This window comes from Enterobacter cloacae complex sp. ECL411 (assembly GCF_021869665.1).
Classification (GTDB): domain Bacteria; phylum Pseudomonadota; class Gammaproteobacteria; order Enterobacterales; family Enterobacteriaceae; genus Enterobacter; species Enterobacter intestinihominis.
The window spans coordinates 3,110,549-3,132,403 of the sequence record NZ_CP091486.1 but is presented as its reverse complement, the minus strand read 5'-3'; the positions used below and the strand labels follow the sequence as shown (position 1 = coordinate 3,132,403).

Below are 21,855 nucleotides of genomic sequence, written 5' to 3'. Positions count from 1 at the left end.
AATCAGAGAATAACCCTGCAAGGTTTTCAGGCTTTGTGGCACACTGCGCTTTTCGCACGGTCTGGCCGGGTGCTTCCCGCGGTTATTGATGAGAGAGAATAACAACATGAAATGGCTATGTTATGTAGGTGTCGCCGTCAGCCTGGCGCTGCAACCTGCGCTGGCAGAGGATTTGTTTGGTAATCACCCGCTCACGCCTGAAGCCCGCGACGCCTTTGTCACGGATTTACTCAAAAAGATGACGGTCGATGAGAAAATCGGCCAGCTGCGCCTGATAAGCGTCGGCCCGGATAACCCGAAAGAAGCCATTCGCGAGATGATCAAAGACGGGCAGGTAGGAGCCATTTTTAACACCGTTACCCGCCAGGATATCCGCAAAATGCAGGATCAGGTGATGGAACTGAGCCGCCTGAAAATTCCGCTGTTCTTCGCCTACGACGTGGTGCACGGCCAGCGTACCGTCTTCCCGATTAGCCTCGGCTTAGCCTCCTCTTTTAATCTTGATGCGGTGAAAACCGTCGGGCGCGTATCGGCATATGAAGCCGCAGACGACGGCCTGAACATGACCTGGGCGCCGATGGTAGACGTCTCCCGCGATCCGCGCTGGGGCCGTGCTTCGGAGGGCTTTGGGGAAGATACTTATTTAACCGCCACGATGGGCAAAACCATGGTGGAAGCGATGCAGGGCAAAAGTCCGGCAGATCGTTACTCGGTGATGACCAGCGTCAAGCACTTCGCCGCCTATGGCGCGGTGGAAGGCGGCAAAGAGTACAACACCGTGGACATGAGCCCGCAGCGCCTGTTTAACGACTATATGCCGCCGTACAAAGCGGGGCTGGACGCGGGCAGCGGCGCGGTGATGGTGGCGTTGAACTCTCTCAACGGCACGCCTGCCACCTCCGATTCGTGGCTGCTGAAAGATGTGCTGCGCGACCAGTGGGGCTTCAAGGGCATCACCGTTTCGGATCACGGGGCGATTAAAGAGCTGATCAAGCACGGCACAGCGTCTGACCCGGAAGATGCGGTACGCGTGGCACTCAAGTCCGGCATCAACATGAGCATGAGCGACGAATACTACAGCAAATACCTGCCGGGGCTGGTGAAGAGCGGCAAGGTGACGATGGCGGAGCTGGACGATGCCGCTCGCCACGTGCTGAACGTGAAATATGACATGGGGCTGTTTAACGATCCTTACAGCCATCTGGGGCCGAAGGAGTCTGACCCGGCAGACACCAATGCTGAAAGCCGCCTGCACCGCAAAGAAGCCCGCGAAGTGGCGCGCGAAAGCCTGGTGCTGCTGAAAAACCGTCTCGACACGCTGCCGCTGAAAAAATCCGGCACCATTGCCGTGATCGGTCCGCTGGCCGACAGCAAGCGTGACGTCATGGGCAGCTGGTCCGCCGCAGGCGTGGCGGATCAGTCCGTTACCGTGCTGACAGGCATTAAGAGCGCCGTGGGTGATAATGCAAAAGTGGTTTACGCCAAAGGCGCAAACGTCACCGACGATAAAGACATCGTGACCTTCCTCAACCAGTACGAGGAAGCGGTGAAGGTGGATCCACGCACGCCGAAAGAGATGATCGACGAAGCGGTTAACGCCGCGAAGCAGTCCGACGTGGTGGTCGCCGTGGTGGGTGAAGCGCAGGGGATGGCGCACGAAGCCTCCAGCCGGACCGACATCACGATCCCGCAAAGCCAGCGTGACCTGATCGCGGCCCTGAAAGCCACCGGCAAGCCGCTGGTGCTGGTGCTGATGAACGGGCGTCCGCTGGCGCTGGTGAAAGAAGACCAGCAGGCTGACGCCATTCTGGAAACCTGGTTCGCCGGTACCGAAGGCGGTAACGCCATTGCCGACGTGCTGTTTGGCGATTATAACCCGTCCGGCAAGCTGCCGATGTCCTTCCCGCGCTCCGTCGGGCAGATCCCGGTTTACTACAGCCACCTGAACACCGGTCGTCCGTACAACGCCGATAAGCCGAACAAGTACACGTCCCGTTACTTCGACGAGGCTAACGGCCCGCTCTATCCGTTTGGCTATGGCCTGAGCTACACCACGTTTAAGGTCTCTGACGTGAAAATGTCGGCGCCGACCCTGAAGCGTGACGGCAAAGTGACCGCCAGCGTGGAAGTGACCAACAGCGGTAAACGCGAAGGCGCAACGGTGATCCAGATGTACGTTCAGGATGTCACGGCCTCCATGAGCCGTCCGGTGAAACAGCTGCGCGGCTTCGAAAAGGTCAACCTGAAACCGGGCGAAACCAAAACGGTCAGCTTCCCGATTGACGTAAATGCGCTGAAGTTCTGGAATCAGCAGATGAAATACGATGCCGAGCCTGGCAAATTCAACGTCTTCATCGGCGTGGATTCCGCCCGCGTGAACAAAGCCGAGTTCGAACTGCAATAATCTTACCTTCCTCCCCATCCCCCGCCTGGCGGGGGATGCCTCTCATCTGGTACGAAAAACGGTTAAATTCACTGTTTTAAGCTACGCTTTTCTCTCAAGCCTATGAAAAAGGCCACAAAATAATGAGGAAAGCAGAATGACGATTATTAAGGGGATAACAGGGTCGGCGGTGCTACTGGCGGCGCTGAGCCTGCCGTTACAGGCCGCAGAGCCGGTTAAGGTGGGTTCCAAAATTGATACCGAGGGCGCGTTGCTCGGCAATATCATTTTGCAGGTGCTCGAAAGCCACGGCGTGAAAACGGTCAATAAAGTGCAGCTTGGCACTACGCCTGTCGTGCGCGGTGCTATCACTTCCGGCGAGCTGGATATCTACCCGGAATACACCGGCAACGGGGCATTCTTCTTCAAGGATGAAAACGATCCGGCCTGGAAAAATGCCAAAGCCGGGTACGAAAAAGTCAAAAAGCTGGACGCGGAAAAAAATAAGCTGGTCTGGCTTACACCGGCACCGGCCAACAACACCTGGACCATCGCGGTGCGCAAAGATATCGCCGAGAAAGGCAAGCTCACCTCGCTTGACGATCTCAGCCGCTACCTGAAAGAGAAGGGCGAGTTTAAGCTCGCGGCCTCGGCAGAGTTTATCGAGCGCGCTGATGCCCTGCCAGCGTTTGAAAAAGCTTATGATTTCAAGCTCGATCAGGCACAGCTACTCTCTCTGGCGGGCGGCGACACGGCGGTGACCATTAAGGCGGCGGCGCAGAAAACCTCCGGCGTCAACGCGGCGATGGCTTACGGCACCGACGGCCCGGTCGCGGCGCTTGGTCTGCAAACCCTGACCGACCCCAAAGGCGTTCAGCCAATTTACGCCCCAACCCCGGTCGTGCGCGAGGCGGTGCTGAAAGCCTACCCGGATATCGACGATTGGCTCAAACCGGTGTTTGAAAAACTGGATGCGAAAACGCTGCAACAGCTGAATGCCAGCATTGCCGTTGAGGGGCTGGATGCCAAAAAAGTGGCTGCCGACTTCCTCAAACAACAAGGGCTTGTGAAGTAACGGGACAAGGCTGTGCCAATAAAATGCCATAACCGCGTTCTGCTGCTGTTGGCCTGTGTGGCCATCGCGGCGGTCGCGTTACCTTTTGTGAATGTCGCGCCAAACCGTCTGGTGTCGGGCGAACCGCGCGCGCTGTGGCAGATCTGGGCATTTACGCCGCTGCTGCTGGGCGCGGCGCTGGCGAGTACCGTAGTCTTAGCCTTCTGGCCGGGGCGAAACGCGCTGTGGCTGACGCTTCTGCTCAGCGAAGCGCTGTTTATCGTACTGTTCTGGAGCGCAGGACAGGCGGCAACGCAGATGGCCTCGGTTGAAAGCCCGCTGGCGCGCACGTCGATTGGCAGCGGCCTGTGGCTATGGCTGGCACTCTGCCTGCTGGCCTGTAGCGATGCCATTCGCCGCCTGACGCCGATACCTGTGTGGCGCTGGCTGCTGAACGCGCAATTTTGGGTTATTCCCCTGCTGATCCTCTTCAGCGGCGATCTGAATCAACTCTCGCTGTTAAAAGAGTACGTCAACCGCCAGGAGGTGTTTGACAACGCACTGGCGCAACATCTGACGATCCTGTTCGGGACGCTGGTCCCGGCGCTGCTGCTGGGCGTGCCGCTGGGCATGTGGTGCTACCGACATCCCAGCCGCCAGGGTGCCGTCTTTACCGTGCTCAACGTTATTCAGACCATCCCCTCCGTTGCCCTGTTTGGCCTGCTGATTGCCCCCCTCGCCGGTCTGGTTAAATCCTTCCCTGCGTTGGCCGCGGCAGGCATTGCCGGAACCGGGCTGACCCCGGCGCTGATTGCCCTTGTGTTGTATGCGCTGCTGCCACTGGTGCGCGGCGTGGTGGCGGGCTTAAGCCAGGTTCCGCCCGACGTGCTGGAAAGCGCCCATGCGATGGGGATGAGTGCGCGCCAGTGTTTCTGGAAAATACAGCTGCCGCTTGCGCTTCCGCTGCTGGTTCGCAGCCTGCGGGTGGTGACGGTGCAAACCGTGGGGATGGCGGTGATTGCCGCGCTGATCGGGGCGGGCGGCTTTGGGGCGCTGGTGTTCCAGGGGCTGCTCAGCAGCGCGCTGGATCTGGTGTTGCTGGGCGTTGTGCCCACGATTGCGCTGGCGGTCGTGCTGGATGCCCTGTTTGCCCTGTGGCTCGCGCTGCTCAGGAGAAGAGCCAATGATTGAATTTCATGATGTGAGTAAAACCTTTGCGGGCCGTCCGGCGGCAAGCCATCTCAATCTGCATTTTGCCGAGGGGGCGTTCTCGGTATTGATCGGGACGTCGGGGTCGGGAAAATCGACGACGCTGAAGATGATCAATCGGCTGGTGGAGCACGACAGCGGGACGATTCGCTTTGCCGGAGAGGAGATCCGCAGCCTGCCGGTGCTGGAGCTGCGGCGGCGTATGGGCTACGCCATTCAGTCCATCGGCCTGTTTCCCCACTGGACGGTGGCGCAGAACATTGCCACCGTGCCACAGCTGGAAAAATGGTCCCGGGGGAAGATCAATGAGCGTGTCGACGAGTTGATGGCGCTGCTGGGCCTGCACGCGTCGCTTCGCGACCGCTACCCGCACCAGCTTTCCGGCGGACAACAGCAGCGGGTCGGGGTGGCGCGCGCGCTGGCCGCTAACCCGCAGGTACTGCTGATGGATGAGCCCTTCGGCGCGCTGGATCCGGTCACCCGCGGCGCACTTCAGGCCGAGATGAGCCGCATCCACCGTATTCTCGGGCGCACCATCGTGCTGGTGACGCATGATATCGACGAAGCACTGCGGCTGGCCGATCGTCTGGTACTGATGGATCACGGCGAAGTCGTCCAGCAGGGTACGCCGCTTGAGCTGTTAACGTCGCCGGCAAACGATTTTGTGCGTGAGTTCTTTGGCCGCAGCGAGCTGGGTGTCAGGCTGCTCTCGCTGCGCACCGTCAGGGACTATCTGCGTCCGCAGGATGCGCAAATCGGTGGTGAACCGCTGCATGACGGGATGAGCCTGCGCGATGCCCTTTCGGCGTTTGTCGCCCGGCAGTGTGAGGTGTTACCCGTTGCGGACGGGCAGGGTACGCTATGCGGGACGATCCATTTTCGCGATCTGCTGGCGGGGGAGGTGACGCGTGAAGTGGGTCCGTGATCCGTTACTTTGGCTGACAGGGCTGTTTATCGCCTTACTCTACCTGATGCCGCACAGCGCGGCGCTGTTTAATGCGCTTATTCCCGGGCTGCCGCGCCCGGTGTACCAGCAGGAGAGCTTTGTTAATCTCACCCTGGCGCACTTCTGGCTGGTGGCGGCGTCAAGCGTGATTGCCATCGTGCTGGGCACCGGTGCCGGTATTGCGGTGACGCGGCCTGCGGGCAGGGAGTTCCGTCCGCTGGTGGAGACCATCGCCGCAACGGGGCAGACCTTCCCGCCGGTGGCCGTGCTGGCGATTGCCGTGCCGGCGATCGGTTTTGGGCAGGAGCCTGCCATCATTGCGCTGATCTTGTACGGCGTGTTGCCCATTCTGCAAGGGACGCTGGCGGGCATTGCGGCGGTGCCTGCATCGGTGCTGAGCGTAGCGGAAGGGATGGGAATGAGCGCCTGGCAGCGGCTGCTGAAGGTTGAACTGCCGCTGGCCGCACCGGTGATTATTGCCGGTGTGCGGACGTCCGTGATCATCAACATTGGTACGGCAACCATCGCGTCGACGGTCGGGGTCAATACGCTGGGGACGCCAATCATTATTGGGTTAAGCGGGTTTAACACGGCCTATATTATTCAGGGGGCGGTTCTGGTTGCGCTGGCGGCGATTGTGGTGGATCGCCTGTTTGAACGCCTGGCCGGATACCTCAGCCAACACCGCCGCGAACAATAAACGAGTAACCTGCAAGCATAACGCCACCGATACCGCTGACGGCCATCAGTGCAAAAAGGGTAATTACGGCCAGTTTCGTTGCCTTCATCATGTGCTCCTGTTGTTAACGGAACAATTATACGGTGAAGCGCAGCTGTTAATGAACCATTAAATGCCGTTACAACGCATTTGGCCCCAGCGAGTAAACGGGATAACCATGTTCGCGCCATTCCGTCAGGAGCTGCTGCTGGGAAGCGGAGGGGACTTCGCCACACCAGACCAGCAGCGTCTGCCCCTCAAACAGTTCCGGCCTGAGCTGTGCCAGGGAGTGTGCAAGCACGTCAACGCGCCAGCCCTGCTGGGTGGCAATCCAGGCTTCGAGCCACAGCCGGGTGGTATCGTGGACGTTCCAGCCGATCACCAGCGCATCTTTGCTGTTTTTATTCCGCGCTGAGGCAAGACAGACGGAAATATAGTTAATCAGCACGCCATCAAGCATGCTGAGCAGTGCCTGTAAGGTGGTTTGCTGACACTGAAGCCGACGCCGTAGGGGAATAAAAAGATGGGTGATCAGGGTTTGCGCGGGGTAGTCTCGACCCTGTTCTTTGATCCAGCCGCGCAGACGCTGCAAATTGCCGGTCTGCAACAGCCTCAGCAGCGTTTCCTGCTGCCCGCGCCAGAGATGCTGCGTATCAGGATCGTCCTGGCTCAGAAGCGACTTCACCTTGCCGACCTGTACGCCATTGTCGATCCAGCTTTTGATCTCGCGGATCCGGTCAATATCCGCATCGTTAAACAGGCGGTGCCCGCCGTCCGTTCTTTGCGGCTTAAGCAATCCATACCGTCGCTGCCACGCCCGTAGCGTAACGGGATTGATATCACACAGGAGTGCCACTTCACCTATCGTGTAAAGCGCCATTTTCGCCCCCAGGCTTGCGCGTCCCCAGCTTAACTGTAGACCCACTTTGCGGAACCAGGAAGATTTGATTCTTTTTTGTACAAATTATACGAAAGACAGGTTATCTCCGGCAAAAGGTGTGATGACGGACACGATTTATCGCTTTTTTGGCACGTTTCAAAGAAAGTTAACCGCCATCAGTGTATGTTACGCGTTTTTAGAATGTGCGGTTTGTGAGTATGTACGAGTTTAATCTGGTGCTGCTGTTGCTTCAGCAGATGTGCGTGTTTCTTGTCATCGCCTGGTTGATGAGCAAAACGCGCCTGTTCATTCCGCTGATGCAGGTCACCGTCCGTCTGCCGCACAAATTCCTCTGCTACGTCGTATTTTCCATATTCTGCATTATGGGGACCTGGTTTGGTCTCCATATTGAAGATTCCATCGCCAATACGCGCGCCATTGGCGCGGTAATGGGCGGGCTGCTCGGAGGCCCGGTCGTGGGCGGTCTGGTGGGGTTAACCGGCGGCCTGCACCGCTATTCGATGGGCGGTATGACGGCACTAAGCTGCATGATCTCCACCATTGTCGAAGGGCTACTCGGTGGTCTCGTCCACAGCTATATGATTAAGCGCGGACGGCCGGATAAAGTGTTCAGTCCCCTTACCGCCGGGGCGATCACCTTCGTGGCGGAAATGGCGCAGATGGCGATCATCCTGCTGATCGCGCGCCCGTTTGACGATGCGTTACATCTGGTCAGCAGCATTGCCGCACCGATGATGGTCACCAATACCGTAGGTGCGGCGCTGTTTATGCGCATTCTGCTCGACAAACGCGCCATGTTCGAAAAATACACCTCGGCATTTTCTGCCACCGCATTAAAAGTTGCGGCGTCGACGGAAGGGATTCTGCGGCAGGGATTCAACGAGGAGAACAGCATGAAGGTGGCGCAGGTGCTGTATAAAGAGCTGGATATCGGGGCCGTGGCGATTACCGATCGCGAAAAGTTGCTGGCGTTTACCGGTACCGGGGACGACCACCATCTTCCAGGTAAGCCGATCTCCTCGGCCTACACTTTGCGCGCTATTGAAACGGGTGAAGTGGTGTATGCCGACGGGAATGAAGTGCCGTACCGCTGTTCCCTGCATCCGCAGTGCAAACTTGGCTCTACGCTGGTCATTCCCCTGCGGGGCGAAAACCAGCGCGTCATGGGCACCATTAAGCTTTACGAAGCCAAAAATCGCCTGTTCAGCTCCATCAACCGCACGCTGGGGGAGGGGATCGCCCAGCTGCTTTCGGCGCAAATCCTGGCGGGGCAGTATGAACGGCAAAAAGCGCTGCTGACGCAGTCAGAAATTAAGCTCCTGCACGCTCAGGTGAATCCGCATTTCCTGTTTAACGCGCTCAACACGCTGAAGGCGGTGATCCGCCGCGACAGCGATCAGGCCGCGCAGCTGGTGCAATTTCTGTCGACATTTTTCCGCAAAAACCTGAAGCGTCCCTCGGAGATCGTCACCCTCGCGGACGAGATTGAGCATGTAAACGCCTATCTGCAAATTGAAAAAGCGCGCTTCCAGTCACGATTACAGGTGTCGTTATCCGTCCCGGATGAGCTGGCGTATCAGCATCTTCCGGCCTTTACCCTGCAACCGATTGTGGAGAACGCCATTAAGCATGGGACGTCGCAGCTGCTGGGAACCGGAGAAATCATGATTTCCGCTTCCCGTTTTAACCACCATCTTGTACTGGATATTGAAGATAACGCGGGGCTGTATGAAGCCTCCGCGTCAGGCGGTCTGGGCATGAGCCTGGTGGATAAGCGCCTGCGCGCACATTTTGGTGATGACTGCGGTATCACCGTCACCTGTGAGCCAGACCGCTATACCCGAATTACCTTACGATTGCCGCTGGAGGAGAACGCATGTTAAGAGTGCTGATTGTTGATGATGAGCCGTTAGCACGGGAAAACCTGCGTGTCCTGTTGCAGGAGCAGAGTGATATTGAGGTCGTGGGGGAATGCGCCAATGCCATTGAAGGCATCGGTGCTGTGCATAAACTGCGCCCGGACGTGCTGTTCCTTGATATTCAGATGCCGCGCATCAGCGGTCTGGAGATGGTCGGCATGCTCGACCCGGAGCACCGTCCCTATATCGTCTTTCTGACGGCCTTTGATGAGTACGCGGTAAAGGCGTTTGAAGAGCACGCGTTTGATTATCTGCTGAAACCGATTGAAGAGAAACGCCTTGAAAAGACCCTGACCCGTCTGCGCCAGGAGCGTACCGCGCAGGACGTGACGCTGCTGCCGGAGCATCAGCAGCCCCTGAAGTTTATCCCCTGTACCGGGCACAGCCGGATTTACCTCCTGCAAATGGACGACGTTGCCTTTGTCAGCAGTCGTCTGAGCGGGGTATACGTCACCAGCGCTGAAGGCAACGAAGGCTTTACCGAGCTTACGTTACGCACGCTGGAGAGCCGCACGCCGCTGATCCGCTGCCATCGTCAGTACCTGGTGAACATGGCGCACCTGAAGGAGATCCGCCTGGAAGATAACGGCCAGGCCGAGCTGGTGTTACGTGCCGGGCAAACCGTGCCCGTCAGTCGTCGCTATCTGAAAAGTTTGAAAGAGGCGATAGGGCTGTAAAACTGGTACACTGCGCGCCATTGCATCATCGACATTCGAAGGCTCTATGCTAAGTAACGATATTCTTCGTAGCCTGCGCTACACCCTGAAAGCGAACAATAATGACATGGTGCGCATTCTTGCGCTCTCCGACATGGAATCTACGTCCGCCGGGTTCGACACCTGGATGACTAAAGAAGATGAAGAGGGTTTTGTTCGCTGCCCGGACATCATTCTGTCGGGCTTCCTGAACGGCCTGATCTACGACAAGCGCGGCAAAGATGAATCTGCGCCTGAGCTGGCGCTTGAGCGTCGGGTGAATAACAACACGGTGCTGAAAAAGCTGCGTATTGCGTTCTCCCTGAAAACTGACGACATTCTGGCGATCATGACCGAGCAGAAATTTCGCGTGTCGATGCCGGAAATCACCGCCATGATGCGCGCGCCGGATCATAAAAATTACCGCGAGTGTGGGGATCAGTTTCTGCGTTATTTCCTGCGTGGGTTGACGCAGCGGGTGCATAACCAGAAGGGGTGATTTTTAGCCGGGTGGCGGCCTCGCCTTACTCGGCCTAAAAACTCGTTGGCCCGTGCAAGCGTAGCGCCGCCGGGCAAAAAAAAGCCGGATTCTCATCCGGCTTTTTTATTACTTCACCTGCTGACCCGGCTTCGCGCCTTCGTCAGGGCTTAACAGGAAGATGTCTTTTCCGCCCGGGCCTGCGGCCATCACCATCCCTTCAGAGATGCCGAAGCGCATTTTACGCGGCGCCAGGTTTGCCACCATCACGGTCTGACGACCGATCAGCACCTGCGGATCAGGGTACGCGGAACGAATGCCGGAGAAGACGTTACGTTTCTCGCCGCCCAGATCCAGCGTCAGACGCAGCAGTTTGTCAGAACCTTCCACGAACTCCGCGTTTTCGATCAGCGCCACGCGCAGGTCGACTTTGGCGAAATCATCAAAGGTGATGGTCTCCTGAATCGGATCGTCCGCCAGCGGGCCGGTCACAGGCGCGGCAGCCGCTTTCACCTCTTCTTTTGATGCTTCCACCAGCGCGTCAACCTGTTTCATCTCGATGCGGTTATACAGCGCCTTGAAGGTGTTCACCTTGTGGCCGAGCAGCGGCTGCTGGATGGCATCCCAGGTCAGTTCGGTGTTCAGGAATGCTTCCGCGCGGGCTGCCAGCTGCGGCAGAACCGGCTTCAGCCAGGTCATCAGCACGCGGAACATGTTCAGACCCATGGTGCAGATCGCCTGCAAGTCGGCGTCGCGGCCTTCCTGTTTCGCCACCACCCATGGTGCCTGCTCGTCGACATAGCGGTTGGCCACGTCTGCCAGCGCCATGATTTCGCGAATGGCTTTACCAAATTCACGGCTTTCCCAGGCTTCGCCAACCGCAGCGGCGGCGTCGGTGAAGGTTTTATACAGCTCAGGATCGGCCAGTTCGGCAGAGAGCACGCCGTCAAAGCGTTTAGCGATAAAACCTGCGTTACGGGACGCCAGGTTCACCACCTTGTTGACGATGTCCGCGTTCACGCGTTGCACGAAATCTTCCAGATTCAGGTCGATATCGTCGATGCGGGAAGAGAGCTTCGCGGTGTAGTAGTAGCGCAGGCTATCCGCATCGAAGTGGTTCAGCCAGGTGCTGGCCTTAATAAACGTCCCGCGAGATTTGGACATCTTCGCACCGTTGACCGTTACGTAGCCGTGTACGAACAGGTTAGTCGGCTTGCGGAAATTGCTGCCTTCCAGCATCGCTGGCCAGAACAGGCTGTGGAAGTAAACGATGTCTTTGCCGATGAAGTGGTACAGCTCGGCGGTGGAATCTTTCTTCCAGTACTCGTCGAAGCTTAGGGTATCGCCGCGCTTGTCACACAGGTTCTTGAAGGAGCCCATGTAGCCGATTGGCGCATCCAGCCAGACGTAGAAATATTTGCCCGGCGCGTTCGGGATTTCGAAGCCGAAGTATGGCGCATCGCGGGAGATATCCCACTGCTGCAGACCGGATTCAAACCACTCCTGCATCTTGTTCGCCACCTGCTCCTGCAGCGCGCCGCTGCGGGTCCACGCCTGCAGCATTTCGCTGAACGACGGCAGGTCGAAGAAGAAGTGCTCGGAGTCACGCATCACCGGCGTGGCGCCGGAAACCACGGATTTCGGCTCGATAAGCTCGGTCGGGCTGTAGGTCGCGCCACACACTTCGCAGTTATCGCCGTACTGGTCCGGGGATTTACATTTCGGACAGGTGCCTTTGACGAAACGGTCCGGCAGGAACATGCCTTTTTCCGGATCGTACAGCTGAGAGATGGTGCGGTTTTTAATGAAACCGTTCTCTTTCAGACGGGTGTAGATCAGCTCTGACAGCTCGCGGTTCTCGTCGCTGTGCGTGGAGTGATAGTTGTCATAGCTGATGTCAAAGCCAGCAAAATCGGTCTGATGCTCCTGACTCATTTCGGCGATCATCTGTTCCGGGGAAATTCCCAGCTGCTGCGCTTTCAGCATGATTGGGGTGCCGTGGGCATCGTCCGCACAGATGAAGTTCACCTCGTGGCCGCGCATTCGCTGGTAACGGACCCAGACATCAGCCTGGATATGCTCCAGCATGTGGCCGAGGTGGATTGAGCCGTTGGCGTACGGCAGGGCGCACGTTACCAGAATTTTTTTCGCGACTTGAGTCATAGTAGGCATTACTTCTTTTAACTGTGAAAAGGGTTTTCGATATTACCAAAAGGGGCATTATTAAGTAAGCACAAACCACGGCCTTTCAGGTAAACTTGTTCATCTAAGGTCTTATTCACAAGAACAAAGGAGTCGGGATGAGTTCTCAATCCCAGGCCAAATCACCGGAAGCCTTACGAGCAATGGTCGCCGGGACGCTGGCTAATTTTCAGCATCCAACCCTGAAGCACAATCTCACGACGCTGAAAGCGCTTCATCATGTCGCATGGCTGGACGATACGCTGCACATTGAGCTGCAGATGCCGTTCGTCTGGACCAGCGCCTTTGATGCCCTGAAAGAGCAAACCAGTTCTGAGCTGCTGCGCATTACTGGCGCAAAAGCAATTGACTGGAAGCTAAGCCACAGCATCGCCACGCTCAAGCGCGTGAAAAATCAGCCGGGCGTTAACGGCGTGAAGAACATCATCGCCGTCAGTTCTGGCAAGGGTGGGGTGGGTAAATCGTCGACCGCCGTGAACCTGGCGCTTGCTCTGGCGGCAGAAGGGGCGAAAGTCGGCATTCTGGATGCGGATATTTATGGCCCGTCCATTCCGAACATGCTGGGTGCTGAAAACCAGCGTCCAACTTCGCCGGACGGTACCCACATGGCGCCGATCGTGGCGCACGGTCTGGCGACCAACTCCATTGGTTACCTGGTCACGGACGATAACGCAATGGTCTGGCGCGGCCCGATGGCCAGCAAAGCGTTGCTGCAAATGTTGCAGGAGACAATGTGGCCTGACCTCGATTATCTGGTGCTGGACATGCCGCCGGGCACCGGTGATATCCAGCTGACGCTGGCGCAGAACATTCCGGTCACCGGCGCCGTCGTGGTCACCACGCCGCAGGATATCGCGCTGATCGACGCCAAAAAAGGCATCGTGATGTTCGAGAAGGTGGAGGTGCCGGTACTCGGCATCGTCGAAAACATGAGCATGCACATTTGCAGCAACTGTGGACACCATGAGCCGATCTTCGGTACCGGCGGTGCGGAGAAGCTGGCGGCGCAATATCACACCCAGCTGCTGGGGCAACTGCCGTTGCATATCACACTGCGTGAAGATCTGGATAGCGGTAAGCCGACGGTGGTCAGCCGTCCTGATAGCGAATTCACGGAAATCTATCGTCAGCTGGCGGGGCGCGTTGCGGCGCAACTGTACTGGCAGGGGGAAGTGATCCCGAGCGAGATCGCCTTCCGCGCGGTGTAACGCCTCTGCGCGTCAGTGCCGGGTGGCGGCTTCGCCTTACCCGGCCTACCTCGATTTTGTAGGTCAGGTAAGCGTAGCGCCACCTGACTTTACCCAAGCCGATAGTGCATCAAATAATACTCTCCTTCCGGAGAATCCCCCGTCGCCTCAATGTGCCAGCCGTGGCGCTGGTAAAACGCAACCGCCCGCTCATTCTTCACCAGACACTTCAGCGCGCCTGTACTGGTAAACGTCCTCTGTACTTGTTCCAGTAACAAACGGCCAACTCCCAGACGCTGATACTGCGGGTCGACAAACAGATTGTGCAAAAAGTTATCATTTTCCCAGACGGAGGCAAACCCTACCCGGTGACCGTCGTGAATCGCAACCCAGATCTGCTCGTCACGCGTTGCGGCGTCAAAATCCTCAAGCTGCCATTCAGAATTGTCCAGCCATGGCCAGGCCACGCGTCGTGCATGCAGGTACAGCGTGCGCAGAAATGGCCGGTCGTCCTCCTGCCAGGGCCGGATCATCGTATCAGCGGTGATAGAAAATATCTCCGTTATAGGCTTTGTAGATTTTGCCATCAGCATCGCCAATCAGAACGTAATTTTCACCCATGTAGGTCCAGTGCGTACCGGCATCGGGCGCGGGAAGGTTACGTAGCTGGTACTGTTTGATGGTGTACTCTGGCGTCTGATACTGCGCGGGCGCGGTATCGCCAATCTTAAATTTGGTGAAGTCGGCGATGAACTCCTGCTCTTCATAAGCCTTAATGCCGGAAGGCGCGGCGGCCGTTTGCGGGGCTGCGAATGCGGAGCCCGCCAGAGACAGTAATACACCCAGAAGCACCAATTTACGCTTAGCCATTTTTTCTCCAGTGAAATCGTTATGGATACGCTTGTCTGCGGGGGACAGTGCGGCAGACAGCCCATTTTAAGTATCAAAACAGGGTGTGTTTGAAAAAAAATGTAACAAAAGTGAACGGTTTTGTGTAGTGCCAGCGGTTGTGAGTATTTTTGATATGAATGCGTGCTGACGGGAATAATTCATTGTAACTATCGTTTTGCTGAATTAATTCTGAAAATACATTGTTGCCATAATTTTATAAACTGTAGATCGTGCTTTTTTTTGCCACAGGCTTTAAGATTTTCAGGAAGATTATATTTTAATTAATTGCCCGTCACAGATCGGGCAATTCGTGTCTTCACTTTTACATTACGTTTTAGTATTCCGTTGAAAAGAAACTTATTTCAAGCGTGGGTTAGCGCAGGGCTGCGCCCCGTCGGGCGTTCGCTACGAGCAGGGATGATAAGTATATATAAATGAAAAACACAACAGCATTATCTGTAATATTCTTAGCAATAAGTCAGTTGGCGGGGTGCGTAATTTCTCCCGGCCAAACGTTAAGTTCCGCAGGCAAAAAAATAATTGCGCCGGCTGATCTCAATAATAGTTTAGATAAACAAATCGAAATTTATCCACTTACGCCCGGATTAATTGAGAAACTACGTCCCGCAGCAGCTAAATCTCAGGCAAATCCTAATCTTGATGAGCAGGTCAAAAAGTGGGAATACCGTATTGGAATCGGTGACATCCTGACGGTCACCGTCTGGGATCACCCGGAGCTGACTACGCCCGCGGGACAGTATCGTAGCGCAAGCGATACGGGAAACTGGGTCAATGCCGATGGCACGCTCTTTTATCCTTACGTGGGTAAACTGCACGTGGCGGGAAAAACGGTTTCCAGAGTTCGCGAGGAGATCACCGCGCGGCTGGATAACGTCATTGAAAGCCCCCAGGTCGACGTCAGCGTTGCCGCTTTCCGTTCGCAAAAAGCCTACATTACGGGAGAAGTGGCGAAATCTGGCCAGCAGGCCATCACCAACATTCCGCTGACGGTTATGGATGCCATTAATGCCGCAGGTGGGCTTACTGCTGATGCGGACTGGCGGAACGTGGTGCTGTCTCACAACGGTCAGGATTCCCGAATTTCCCTGTATGCCCTGATGCAGCATGGCGATTTAACCCAGAATAAGCTGCTCAACCCTGGCGACATCTTGTTTATTCCCCGCAACGATGCGCTGAAAGTATTCGTGATGGGCGAAGTTGTTAAACAGAGCACGCTGAAGATGGATCGCAGCGGCATGACGTTGGCCGAAGCGCTCGGCAATGCCGGTGGCCTGGACCAGAATATGGCTGATGCGACGGGTATTTTTGTTATCCGCTCGGTACGCGAGTCCGGGAAAATTGCGAATATCTATCAACTGAATGCAAAAGACGCTTCGGCCATGGTGCTGGGCACCGAGTTTCAGCTTGAGCCTTACGACATTGTCTATGTCACCACTGCTCCACTCTCCCGCTGGAATCGCGTAATAACACAGCTTGTTCCGACAATCAGCGGGGTGCATGACCTCACCGAAACGGTTCGTTATATCAGATCGTGGCCGCAATAATGTTCGAATCAATACTCGTGGTATGTACCGGAAATGTCTGCCGTTCTCCGATTGGAGAACGGCTTTTGCGCCAGCACTTGCCCGACAGACACATCACCTCGGCGGGAATACTCGGCCTTGAGGGGTATCCGGCGGATGAGTGCGCCCAGGACGTGGCTTGGCGGCATGGGATCTCCCTCGACGGTCATGTGGCGCGCAGGCTGACACGCAGGCTGATGCAGGGATCCGATCTCATCCTGGTTATGGAGCCGGAACATCTTCGCTTCATTGCAGCCATGGCGCCGGAAAACAGGGGGAAGTCGCTGCTTTTTGGGCAGTGGCTGGAGCCGCAGGATATCCCAGACCCCTATCGTAAAAGCCGTGAAGCGTTTGAATATGTGTTCGGGCTATTGGTTAAAGCCAGCCAGGAATGGGCACGTCGTTTAGGACAGAAAGGAATGAAGCATTAATGTCGTCTTACACAACAGACAGTTATGGTGCAGGGGCACCCGAACAAAATGAAATCGATCTCGTTCGTTTGCTCGGCGAAATGATCGACCACCGCACGATGATATTGTGCGTGACTTTCCTTTTCACTTTATGCGCGGGCCTCTATGCCTGGGTTACGCCACCTGTTTATCAGGCGGATGCTATGGTGCAAATAGAAAGCAAACAGGATAACGGCCTGCTCAAAGGCTTGAGCCAGCTGGGCACCGATATTTCGCCGGATGTTGCCCCTGAAATTTTACTGTTGAAATCTCGCATGATCCTCGGCGAGACCGTCGACAAATTAGATCTGACGTATCAGGCAAAGCAGCGCGTTTTGCCTGTGGTGGGGCGTCTCTGGCAGCGTCTGCAAGGGCGTGGCCAGGGCAACATAACGTTAGGCGAACTCCAGATCCCGCAGGTGGAGGGCAAAGCGCAAGAACTCACGCTGACCGTACAGGAAGCGGGAAGGTATCACCTGACGGGCGAAAACATTGAGGCAGACGGCCAGGTTGGTAAAACGCTGGTTACGCAAGGGATCGTGCTGCGGGTGACCTCGATTGAGGCGACGCCAGGCTCACAGTTTTCGCTTAAGTCGTTGACGCGCCTGGAGACGATCAATGCACTGAAGAAGCGTCTGACGGTCGTGGAATCGGAGAAACAGAGCGGTATTGTGACCTTAACCCTGACGGGTGAAGATCCTGACAAAATCGCCCGGGTGCTGAATGCGATTGCTGAAAATTATCTACAACAAAATATCGCGCGCCAGGAGGCTCAGGATTCGCGTAGTCTGGATTTTTTACAGGAGCAGTTACCGAAAATCAGAGCGGACCTGGATCAGGCTGAAGCGCGGCTGAATGCCTACCGGGCGCAGCGCGACTCTGTGGATCTGTCTTTAGAGGCAAAATCCGTCCTGGATCAGGTTGTGAACGTTGAGAATCAGCTAAATGAGCTGACGTTCCGGGAGGCAGAAATTTCCCAGCTCTTTAAAAAGAGTCACCCTACCTACCGTGCATTGCATGAAAAAAGACAAACCCTTGTGCGGGAACGGGATCGTCTTAATAACCGTGTGTCCTCGATGCCCTCCACGCAGCAGGAGATTTTACGCCTGAGCCGCGATGTTGAGTCGGGCCGCACGATTTATTTACAGCTTTTGACGCGTCAGCAGGAGCTGAATATTTCCCGCTCCAGCGCTGTCGGGAACGTGAGGATCATTGATGAGGCGGTTACACTCCCGGATCCGATAAAACCGCGAAAAGCGCTAATCATTGCGCTTGGCGTGCTGTTCGGGCTCATCCTTTCAATGGGGACCGTACTGGTACGTCAAGCGTTCAAACGTGGGATCACGCTTTCCGAACAGCTGGAAGCGCAGGGGATGCCGGTTCTGGCGACGTTACCACGTTCACAGTGGCTGTGGAGTAAAACGCATTTGCGCAGAAAAAATCCGTTTTCTCGTCGCTGGACACACAAAACCTTGGATGTGCCTTTCCTGCCAGTCGATCGACCTGCTGATATGTTTGTTGAAGCGGTACGCGGGCTGCGAACCAGTCTGCATTTCACCATGATGGAGGCTGAGAATCGCATTGTGATGATTTCTGGCCCCACGCAGGACTGCGGAAAAACGCTGGTGGCGACGAACCTGGCGGCCATTGCCGGGCAGAGCGGTCAGCGGGCGCTGTTTATTGATGCGGATATGCGCCAGGGTTATGTGCATAATATTTTTGGCCTGGAGAACCGCCACGGATTATCCTGCCTGCTGGAAGGGAAGCGCGACTTTGGGGAGGTCATTCAGCATGCTGAAAAAGGGGGAATTGACGTCATCACCTGCGGCCCGGAACCCCTGCGTCCGTTAGAAATGCTGTTAAGCGAACGGTTCATTGACATCATGTCCTGGGTTAACGAGCAATATGACATTGTCATCATCGATACACCCCCAGTTCTTGCCGTCAATGATGCCGCGCTGGTTGCCAGAGCAGCCGGAACAACGCTAATGGTTGCCCGTTACGATAAAACCAGCGTGAAAGAGATGGAGAATACCGTTAAACGTCTACAGCACGTTGGCGTGAAGGTCAGCGGCACAATCCTCAACGATATTGTTAAATCCGCAGCGCTGTTTTACAGCTCGGGGTACAGCCAGTATGACTACGGTTATGCTTCGAGGAAAAAAGGATAGGGGTGTCAGGACGGGATAATAAACCCTCTCCCGGATGGGAGAGGGGAAAGCATTACTTCGCCATCACTTCCTGCGCGGTACGCTCAACCAGAGACAGCAGGACTTTAACGTCCTCCAGCGTCACGGTTGGGTTCAGCAGGGTCAGCTTCAGGCAGGTGACGCCGTTATGCTCGGTCACCCCGACGTTTGCGCGGCCGGATTCCAGCAGCGCATCGCCAATTTTCTGGTTCAGCAGGGCGATACCGGCGTCATCCATCTGGGTCTGCGGACGGAAGCGGAACAGCACGCTTGCCAGCTGGGGTTGCATAACCAGTTCCAGAGCAGACTGCTCTTTTACGTAAGCCGCAACCTGCTGTGCCAGCGTCACGCCGTGATCGATAATTGCCGCATATTGCTCCTGACCCAGCGCTTCCAGGCTCATCCACAGTTTCAGCGCATCGAAACGACGGGTGGTTTGCAGAGATTTGGAAACCAGGTTAGGCACACCCGCTTCTTCATCGAACTCGGAGTTCAGATAAGCTGCCTGATAGCGCATCAGCTCATAATGACGCGCTTCTTTCAGCAGAAACGCACCGCAGCTGATGGTCTGGAAGAACTGCTTGTGGAAGTCCAGCGTTACGGAGTCCACAAGTTCAATGCCGTCCAGATAGTGACGATACTGCTCGGACATCAGCAGCGCGCCGCCCCAGGCCGCATCAACATGTACCCAGATATTCTGTTTCGCAGCCAGCTCGGCAATGGCACGCAGCGGATCGATAGCACCCGCATCCGTCGTGCCGGCCGTGGCCACAATCGCCAGAATCTGTTCGCCGTTCGCGTTGCACTGTTCGATTTTCGCCGCCAGATCGGTGAGATCCATGCGGGAGAATTCATCAGTTTTCACCTGCACCACGGACTGGTAGCCCAGGCCCATCAGCGCCATGTTTTTCTGCACGGAGAAGTGGGCGTTTTCAGAGCACAGCACGCGAATTTTGCGCAGATCGCCCACCAGACCGTCCTGCTGTACCGAGTGGCCCTGACGCGCGAAGAACGCATCACGCGCCAGCATCAGGCCCATCAGGTTACTCTGGGTGCCGCCGCTGGTGAAGACGCCTGCGTCGCCAGCCTGATAACCCACGCGGGTACGCAGCCATTCGATCAGCTTGATCTCAATAATGGTTGCGGACGGGCTTTGATCCCAGGAGTCCATACTCTGGTTGGTGGCGTTAATCAGCACTTCCGCCGCCTGGCTAACCACCAGGCTTGGGCAGTGCAGGTGCGCCACGCACTGCGGGTGATGAACGGACAAACTGTCTTTCAGGAAGAACTCCACGGCGCGTTCAATCGCCGCTTCGTTGCCCAGCCCTTTCGGGTTGAAATCCAGCTTAATACGGTCGCGCAGCTCCGCGACCGTTTTGCCCTGGTACATCTCAGGCTGTTTCAGCCACTGCATCACAGCCTGAGTGCTTTGTTCAATCGCCTGCTGGTAAGCTTCAATGCTCTGGGCAGAGGAGAACAAAATTGGGTTTGAATCAGACATCGTAATCAACAACTCCGGTTACGCCGGGCGAACGCCCGCAGCAAGCAGTGCCTGCTCGAATTTATCCAGGAAGACTTTCAGCTCGTCATCGCTGATCAGCAGTGACGGCAGCAGACGCAGAACGATACCGTTACGGCCGCCACGCTCCAGAATCAGGCCTGCTTCGAAGCACTTCTTCTGGATCAGTGCAGACAGCTCGCCATCGCCCGGGAAGCAACCCATGTGGTCGGCGGCTTCATGTGGCTTAACGATTTCAATACCGATCATCATGCCCAGACCGCGAACGTGGCCGATCACCGGATAGCGTTTCGCCATCTCTTTCAGCTGGCCTTTCAGCCATTCGCCCTGTGCGGCCACTTTGCCCGCGATATTCTGGTCTTTCAGGATCTTCAGCGTCGTCAGACCGGTTGCCATCGCCAGCTGGTTGCCGCGGAAGGTACCGGTGTGGTGACCAGGCGCCCACGCATCGAACTGCTTCTTGATACCGAGCACAGCCAGTGGCAGACCGCCGCCAACTGCTTTGGACATCACGATGATGTCAGGCTCAATGCCTGCGTGTTCGAAGGCAAAGAATTTACCGGTACGGGCAAAGCCAGCCTGAACTTCGTCGAGGATCAGCAGAATGCCGTGTTCCTGAGTCACTTTACGGATGCGCTGCAACCACTCAGCCGGAGCCGGATTCACGCCGCCTTCGCCCTGAACAGCTTCCAGGATCACCGCGGCAGGTTTACGCACGCCGCTTTCAACGTCGTTGATCAGGTTATCGAAGTAGTAGGTCAGCGCCTTCACGCCCGCTTCACCACCGATACCCAGTGGGCAGCGGTACTCGTGTGGGTAAGGCATGAACTGGACTTCTGGCATCATACCGTCAACCGCTTCTTTCGGAGACAGGTTACCGGTGACGGACAGTGCACCGTGGGTCATACCGTGGTAACCACCAGAGAAACTGATGATACCGCTGCGACCGGTTACTTTTTTCGCCAGCTTCAGCGCCGCTTCAACGGCGTCAGCCCCGGACGGGCCAGTGAATTGCAGGCAGTACTCTTTGCCCTGACCAGGCAACAGAGAGAGGAGGTATTCTGAAAACGCGTCTTTCAACGGCGTAGTCAGATCCAGGGTATGTAACGGCAAGCCGCTGGTAATGACATTTTGGATGCTTTTCAGCACATCAGGATGATTGTGGCCAAGCGCGAGGGTGCCTGCGCCTGCTAAACAGTCAAGGTATTCTTTATTATCTGCATCGGTGATCCACACGCCTTCTGCTTTCGTGATCGCTAAAGGCAGTTTGCGCGGATAACTCCTGACGTTAGATTCAAACTCGGCCTGACGGGCCAGATAGGTTTCGTTGCTTTTGTGGGCATCTACGGTGTCAATACGGACTTTATCCGTCATCATATCACTCCTACAACCGCCGCTTCGTTATGAGCAACGATTGAATAAAAAGTTAAAAAACAGATGGGGCCTGAAAAAAACGCCGCCAATATAGAGCCTTTTGTCACCGGGCTCAATGGTTAATTTGTTTACTGTTTTGTGACACAGGGCACAGGGGA

19 protein-coding genes are annotated in these 21,855 nt (G+C 56.2%); 12 read left to right on the top strand and 7 right to left on the bottom strand.

All coding sequences use genetic code 11. From position 1 onward, the window contains the following. Window positions 1–106: 106 nt before the first annotated feature. The 5 genes from bglX (at window position 107) to L3069_RS14870 (ending at window position 6,292) form a co-directional block, all read left to right on the top strand. Window positions 107–2,404: a beta-glucosidase BglX gene (bglX, locus tag L3069_RS14890; protein WP_038416415.1), complete on the top strand. Its 2,298-nt coding sequence runs from the start codon at window positions 107–109 to the stop codon at window positions 2,402–2,404. A 136-nt stretch (window positions 2,405–2,540) separates the two neighbouring features. Continuing rightward, window positions 2,541–3,458, top strand: a complete 918-nt coding sequence (locus L3069_RS14885; protein ID WP_022648682.1) for an ABC transporter substrate-binding protein — start codon at window positions 2,541–2,543, stop codon at window positions 3,456–3,458. Between the two features lie 12 nt (window positions 3,459–3,470). Next, window positions 3,471–4,628, top strand: a complete 1,158-nt coding sequence (locus tag L3069_RS14880) for an ABC transporter permease (protein ID WP_038416414.1) — start codon at window positions 3,471–3,473, stop codon at window positions 4,626–4,628. Next, window positions 4,621–5,571, top strand: coding sequence for an ABC transporter ATP-binding protein (locus L3069_RS14875; protein WP_038416413.1), 951 nt, complete (start codon window positions 4,621–4,623; stop codon window positions 5,569–5,571). The genes L3069_RS14880 and L3069_RS14875 overlap by 8 nt, the downstream gene beginning before the upstream one ends. Then, complete coding sequence (locus L3069_RS14870; RefSeq protein WP_022648679.1) at window positions 5,555–6,292, top strand: ABC transporter permease; 738 nt, start codon at window positions 5,555–5,557, stop codon at window positions 6,290–6,292. Before L3069_RS14875 ends, L3069_RS14870 begins: the two co-directional genes overlap by 17 nt. On the opposite strand, the gene L3069_RS14865 is transcribed toward L3069_RS14870, so the two are convergent. Further along, the gene (locus L3069_RS14865; RefSeq protein ID WP_022648678.1) at window positions 6,267–6,380 is read right to left on the bottom strand and encodes a protein YohO; all 114 of its coding nucleotides are present in this window, start codon (window positions 6,378–6,380) and stop codon (window positions 6,267–6,269) included. The two genes, L3069_RS14870 and L3069_RS14865, sit on opposite strands and share 26 nt — an antisense overlap. A gap of 69 nt (window positions 6,381–6,449) precedes the next feature. Further along, a complete protein-coding gene (mlrA, locus tag L3069_RS14860; RefSeq protein ID WP_023300578.1) occupies window positions 6,450–7,190 on the bottom strand; it encodes an HTH-type transcriptional regulator MlrA in 741 nt (246 codons plus the stop codon). Between the two features lie 218 nt (window positions 7,191–7,408). Here mlrA and L3069_RS14855 point away from each other — a divergent pair, with 218 nt between their 5' ends. Genes L3069_RS14855 through L3069_RS14845 form a run of 3 tightly spaced genes read left to right on the top strand, consistent with a single transcriptional unit; the run spans window position 7,409 to window position 10,324 of the window. Then, window positions 7,409–9,094, top strand: a complete 1,686-nt coding sequence (locus L3069_RS14855) for a sensor histidine kinase (RefSeq protein ID WP_038416412.1) — start codon at window positions 7,409–7,411, stop codon at window positions 9,092–9,094. After that, on the top strand, window positions 9,088–9,807 hold the full coding sequence (btsR, locus tag L3069_RS14850) for a two-component system response regulator BtsR (protein WP_022648676.1): 720 nt from the start codon (window positions 9,088–9,090) through the stop codon (window positions 9,805–9,807). Before L3069_RS14855 ends, btsR begins: the two co-directional genes overlap by 7 nt. A gap of 46 nt (window positions 9,808–9,853) precedes the next feature. Next, entirely contained in the window at window positions 9,854–10,324 is a 471-nt protein-coding gene (locus L3069_RS14845; protein WP_015572337.1) for a DUF1456 family protein, read from the top strand. Between the two features lie 108 nt (window positions 10,325–10,432). Here the strand turns inward: L3069_RS14845 and metG are convergent, their stop codons facing one another. Beyond that, window positions 10,433–12,466 carry a methionine--tRNA ligase gene (metG, locus tag L3069_RS14840; RefSeq protein ID WP_023300575.1) on the bottom strand — a complete coding sequence of 678 codons (2,034 nt, stop codon included), beginning with the start codon at window positions 12,464–12,466 and terminating at the stop codon, window positions 10,433–10,435. Between the two features lie 137 nt (window positions 12,467–12,603). On the opposite strand from metG, the gene apbC reads away from it, so the two are divergent. Beyond that, window positions 12,604–13,713: an iron-sulfur cluster carrier protein ApbC gene (gene apbC, locus L3069_RS14835; RefSeq protein WP_022648674.1), complete on the top strand. Its 1,110-nt coding sequence runs from the start codon at window positions 12,604–12,606 to the stop codon at window positions 13,711–13,713. Window positions 13,714–13,802: 89 nt separating this feature from the next. On the opposite strand, the gene L3069_RS14830 is transcribed toward apbC, so the two are convergent. Continuing rightward, a complete protein-coding gene (locus L3069_RS14830; RefSeq protein ID WP_032622520.1) occupies window positions 13,803–14,279 on the bottom strand; it encodes a GNAT family N-acetyltransferase in 477 nt (158 codons plus the stop codon). After that, entirely contained in the window at window positions 14,230–14,562 is a 333-nt protein-coding gene (locus L3069_RS14825; RefSeq protein ID WP_022648672.1) for an RcnB family protein, read from the bottom strand. The genes L3069_RS14830 and L3069_RS14825 overlap by 50 nt, the downstream gene beginning before the upstream one ends. A gap of 455 nt (window positions 14,563–15,017) precedes the next feature. On the opposite strand from L3069_RS14825, the gene L3069_RS14820 reads away from it, so the two are divergent. The 3 genes from L3069_RS14820 to L3069_RS14810 are packed head-to-tail and all read left to right on the top strand — an operon-like array spanning window position 15,018 to window position 18,786. After that, window positions 15,018–16,148 carry a polysaccharide export protein gene (locus L3069_RS14820; protein WP_063135936.1) on the top strand — a complete coding sequence of 377 codons (1,131 nt, stop codon included), beginning with the start codon at window positions 15,018–15,020 and terminating at the stop codon, window positions 16,146–16,148. Further along, entirely contained in the window at window positions 16,148–16,597 is a 450-nt protein-coding gene (locus L3069_RS14815) for a protein-tyrosine-phosphatase (RefSeq protein ID WP_038416409.1), read from the top strand. Before L3069_RS14820 ends, L3069_RS14815 begins: the two co-directional genes overlap by 1 nt. After that, window positions 16,597–18,786, top strand: coding sequence for a polysaccharide biosynthesis tyrosine autokinase (locus L3069_RS14810; RefSeq protein ID WP_126509633.1), 2,190 nt, complete (start codon window positions 16,597–16,599; stop codon window positions 18,784–18,786). The genes L3069_RS14815 and L3069_RS14810 overlap by 1 nt, the downstream gene beginning before the upstream one ends. Before the next feature lie 52 nt (window positions 18,787–18,838). Here L3069_RS14810 and L3069_RS14805 read toward each other — a convergent pair whose 3' ends face one another. Together L3069_RS14805 and L3069_RS14800 are read right to left on the bottom strand one after the other, a co-directional pair. Further along, complete coding sequence (locus tag L3069_RS14805) at window positions 18,839–20,305, bottom strand: aspartate aminotransferase family protein (RefSeq protein ID WP_038416407.1); 1,467 nt, start codon at window positions 20,303–20,305, stop codon at window positions 18,839–18,841. An 18-nt stretch (window positions 20,306–20,323) separates the two neighbouring features. Next, the gene (locus L3069_RS14800) at window positions 20,324–21,700 is read right to left on the bottom strand and encodes a diaminobutyrate--2-oxoglutarate transaminase (protein WP_032623920.1); all 1,377 of its coding nucleotides are present in this window, start codon (window positions 21,698–21,700) and stop codon (window positions 20,324–20,326) included. Window positions 21,701–21,855 lie beyond the last annotated feature (155 nt).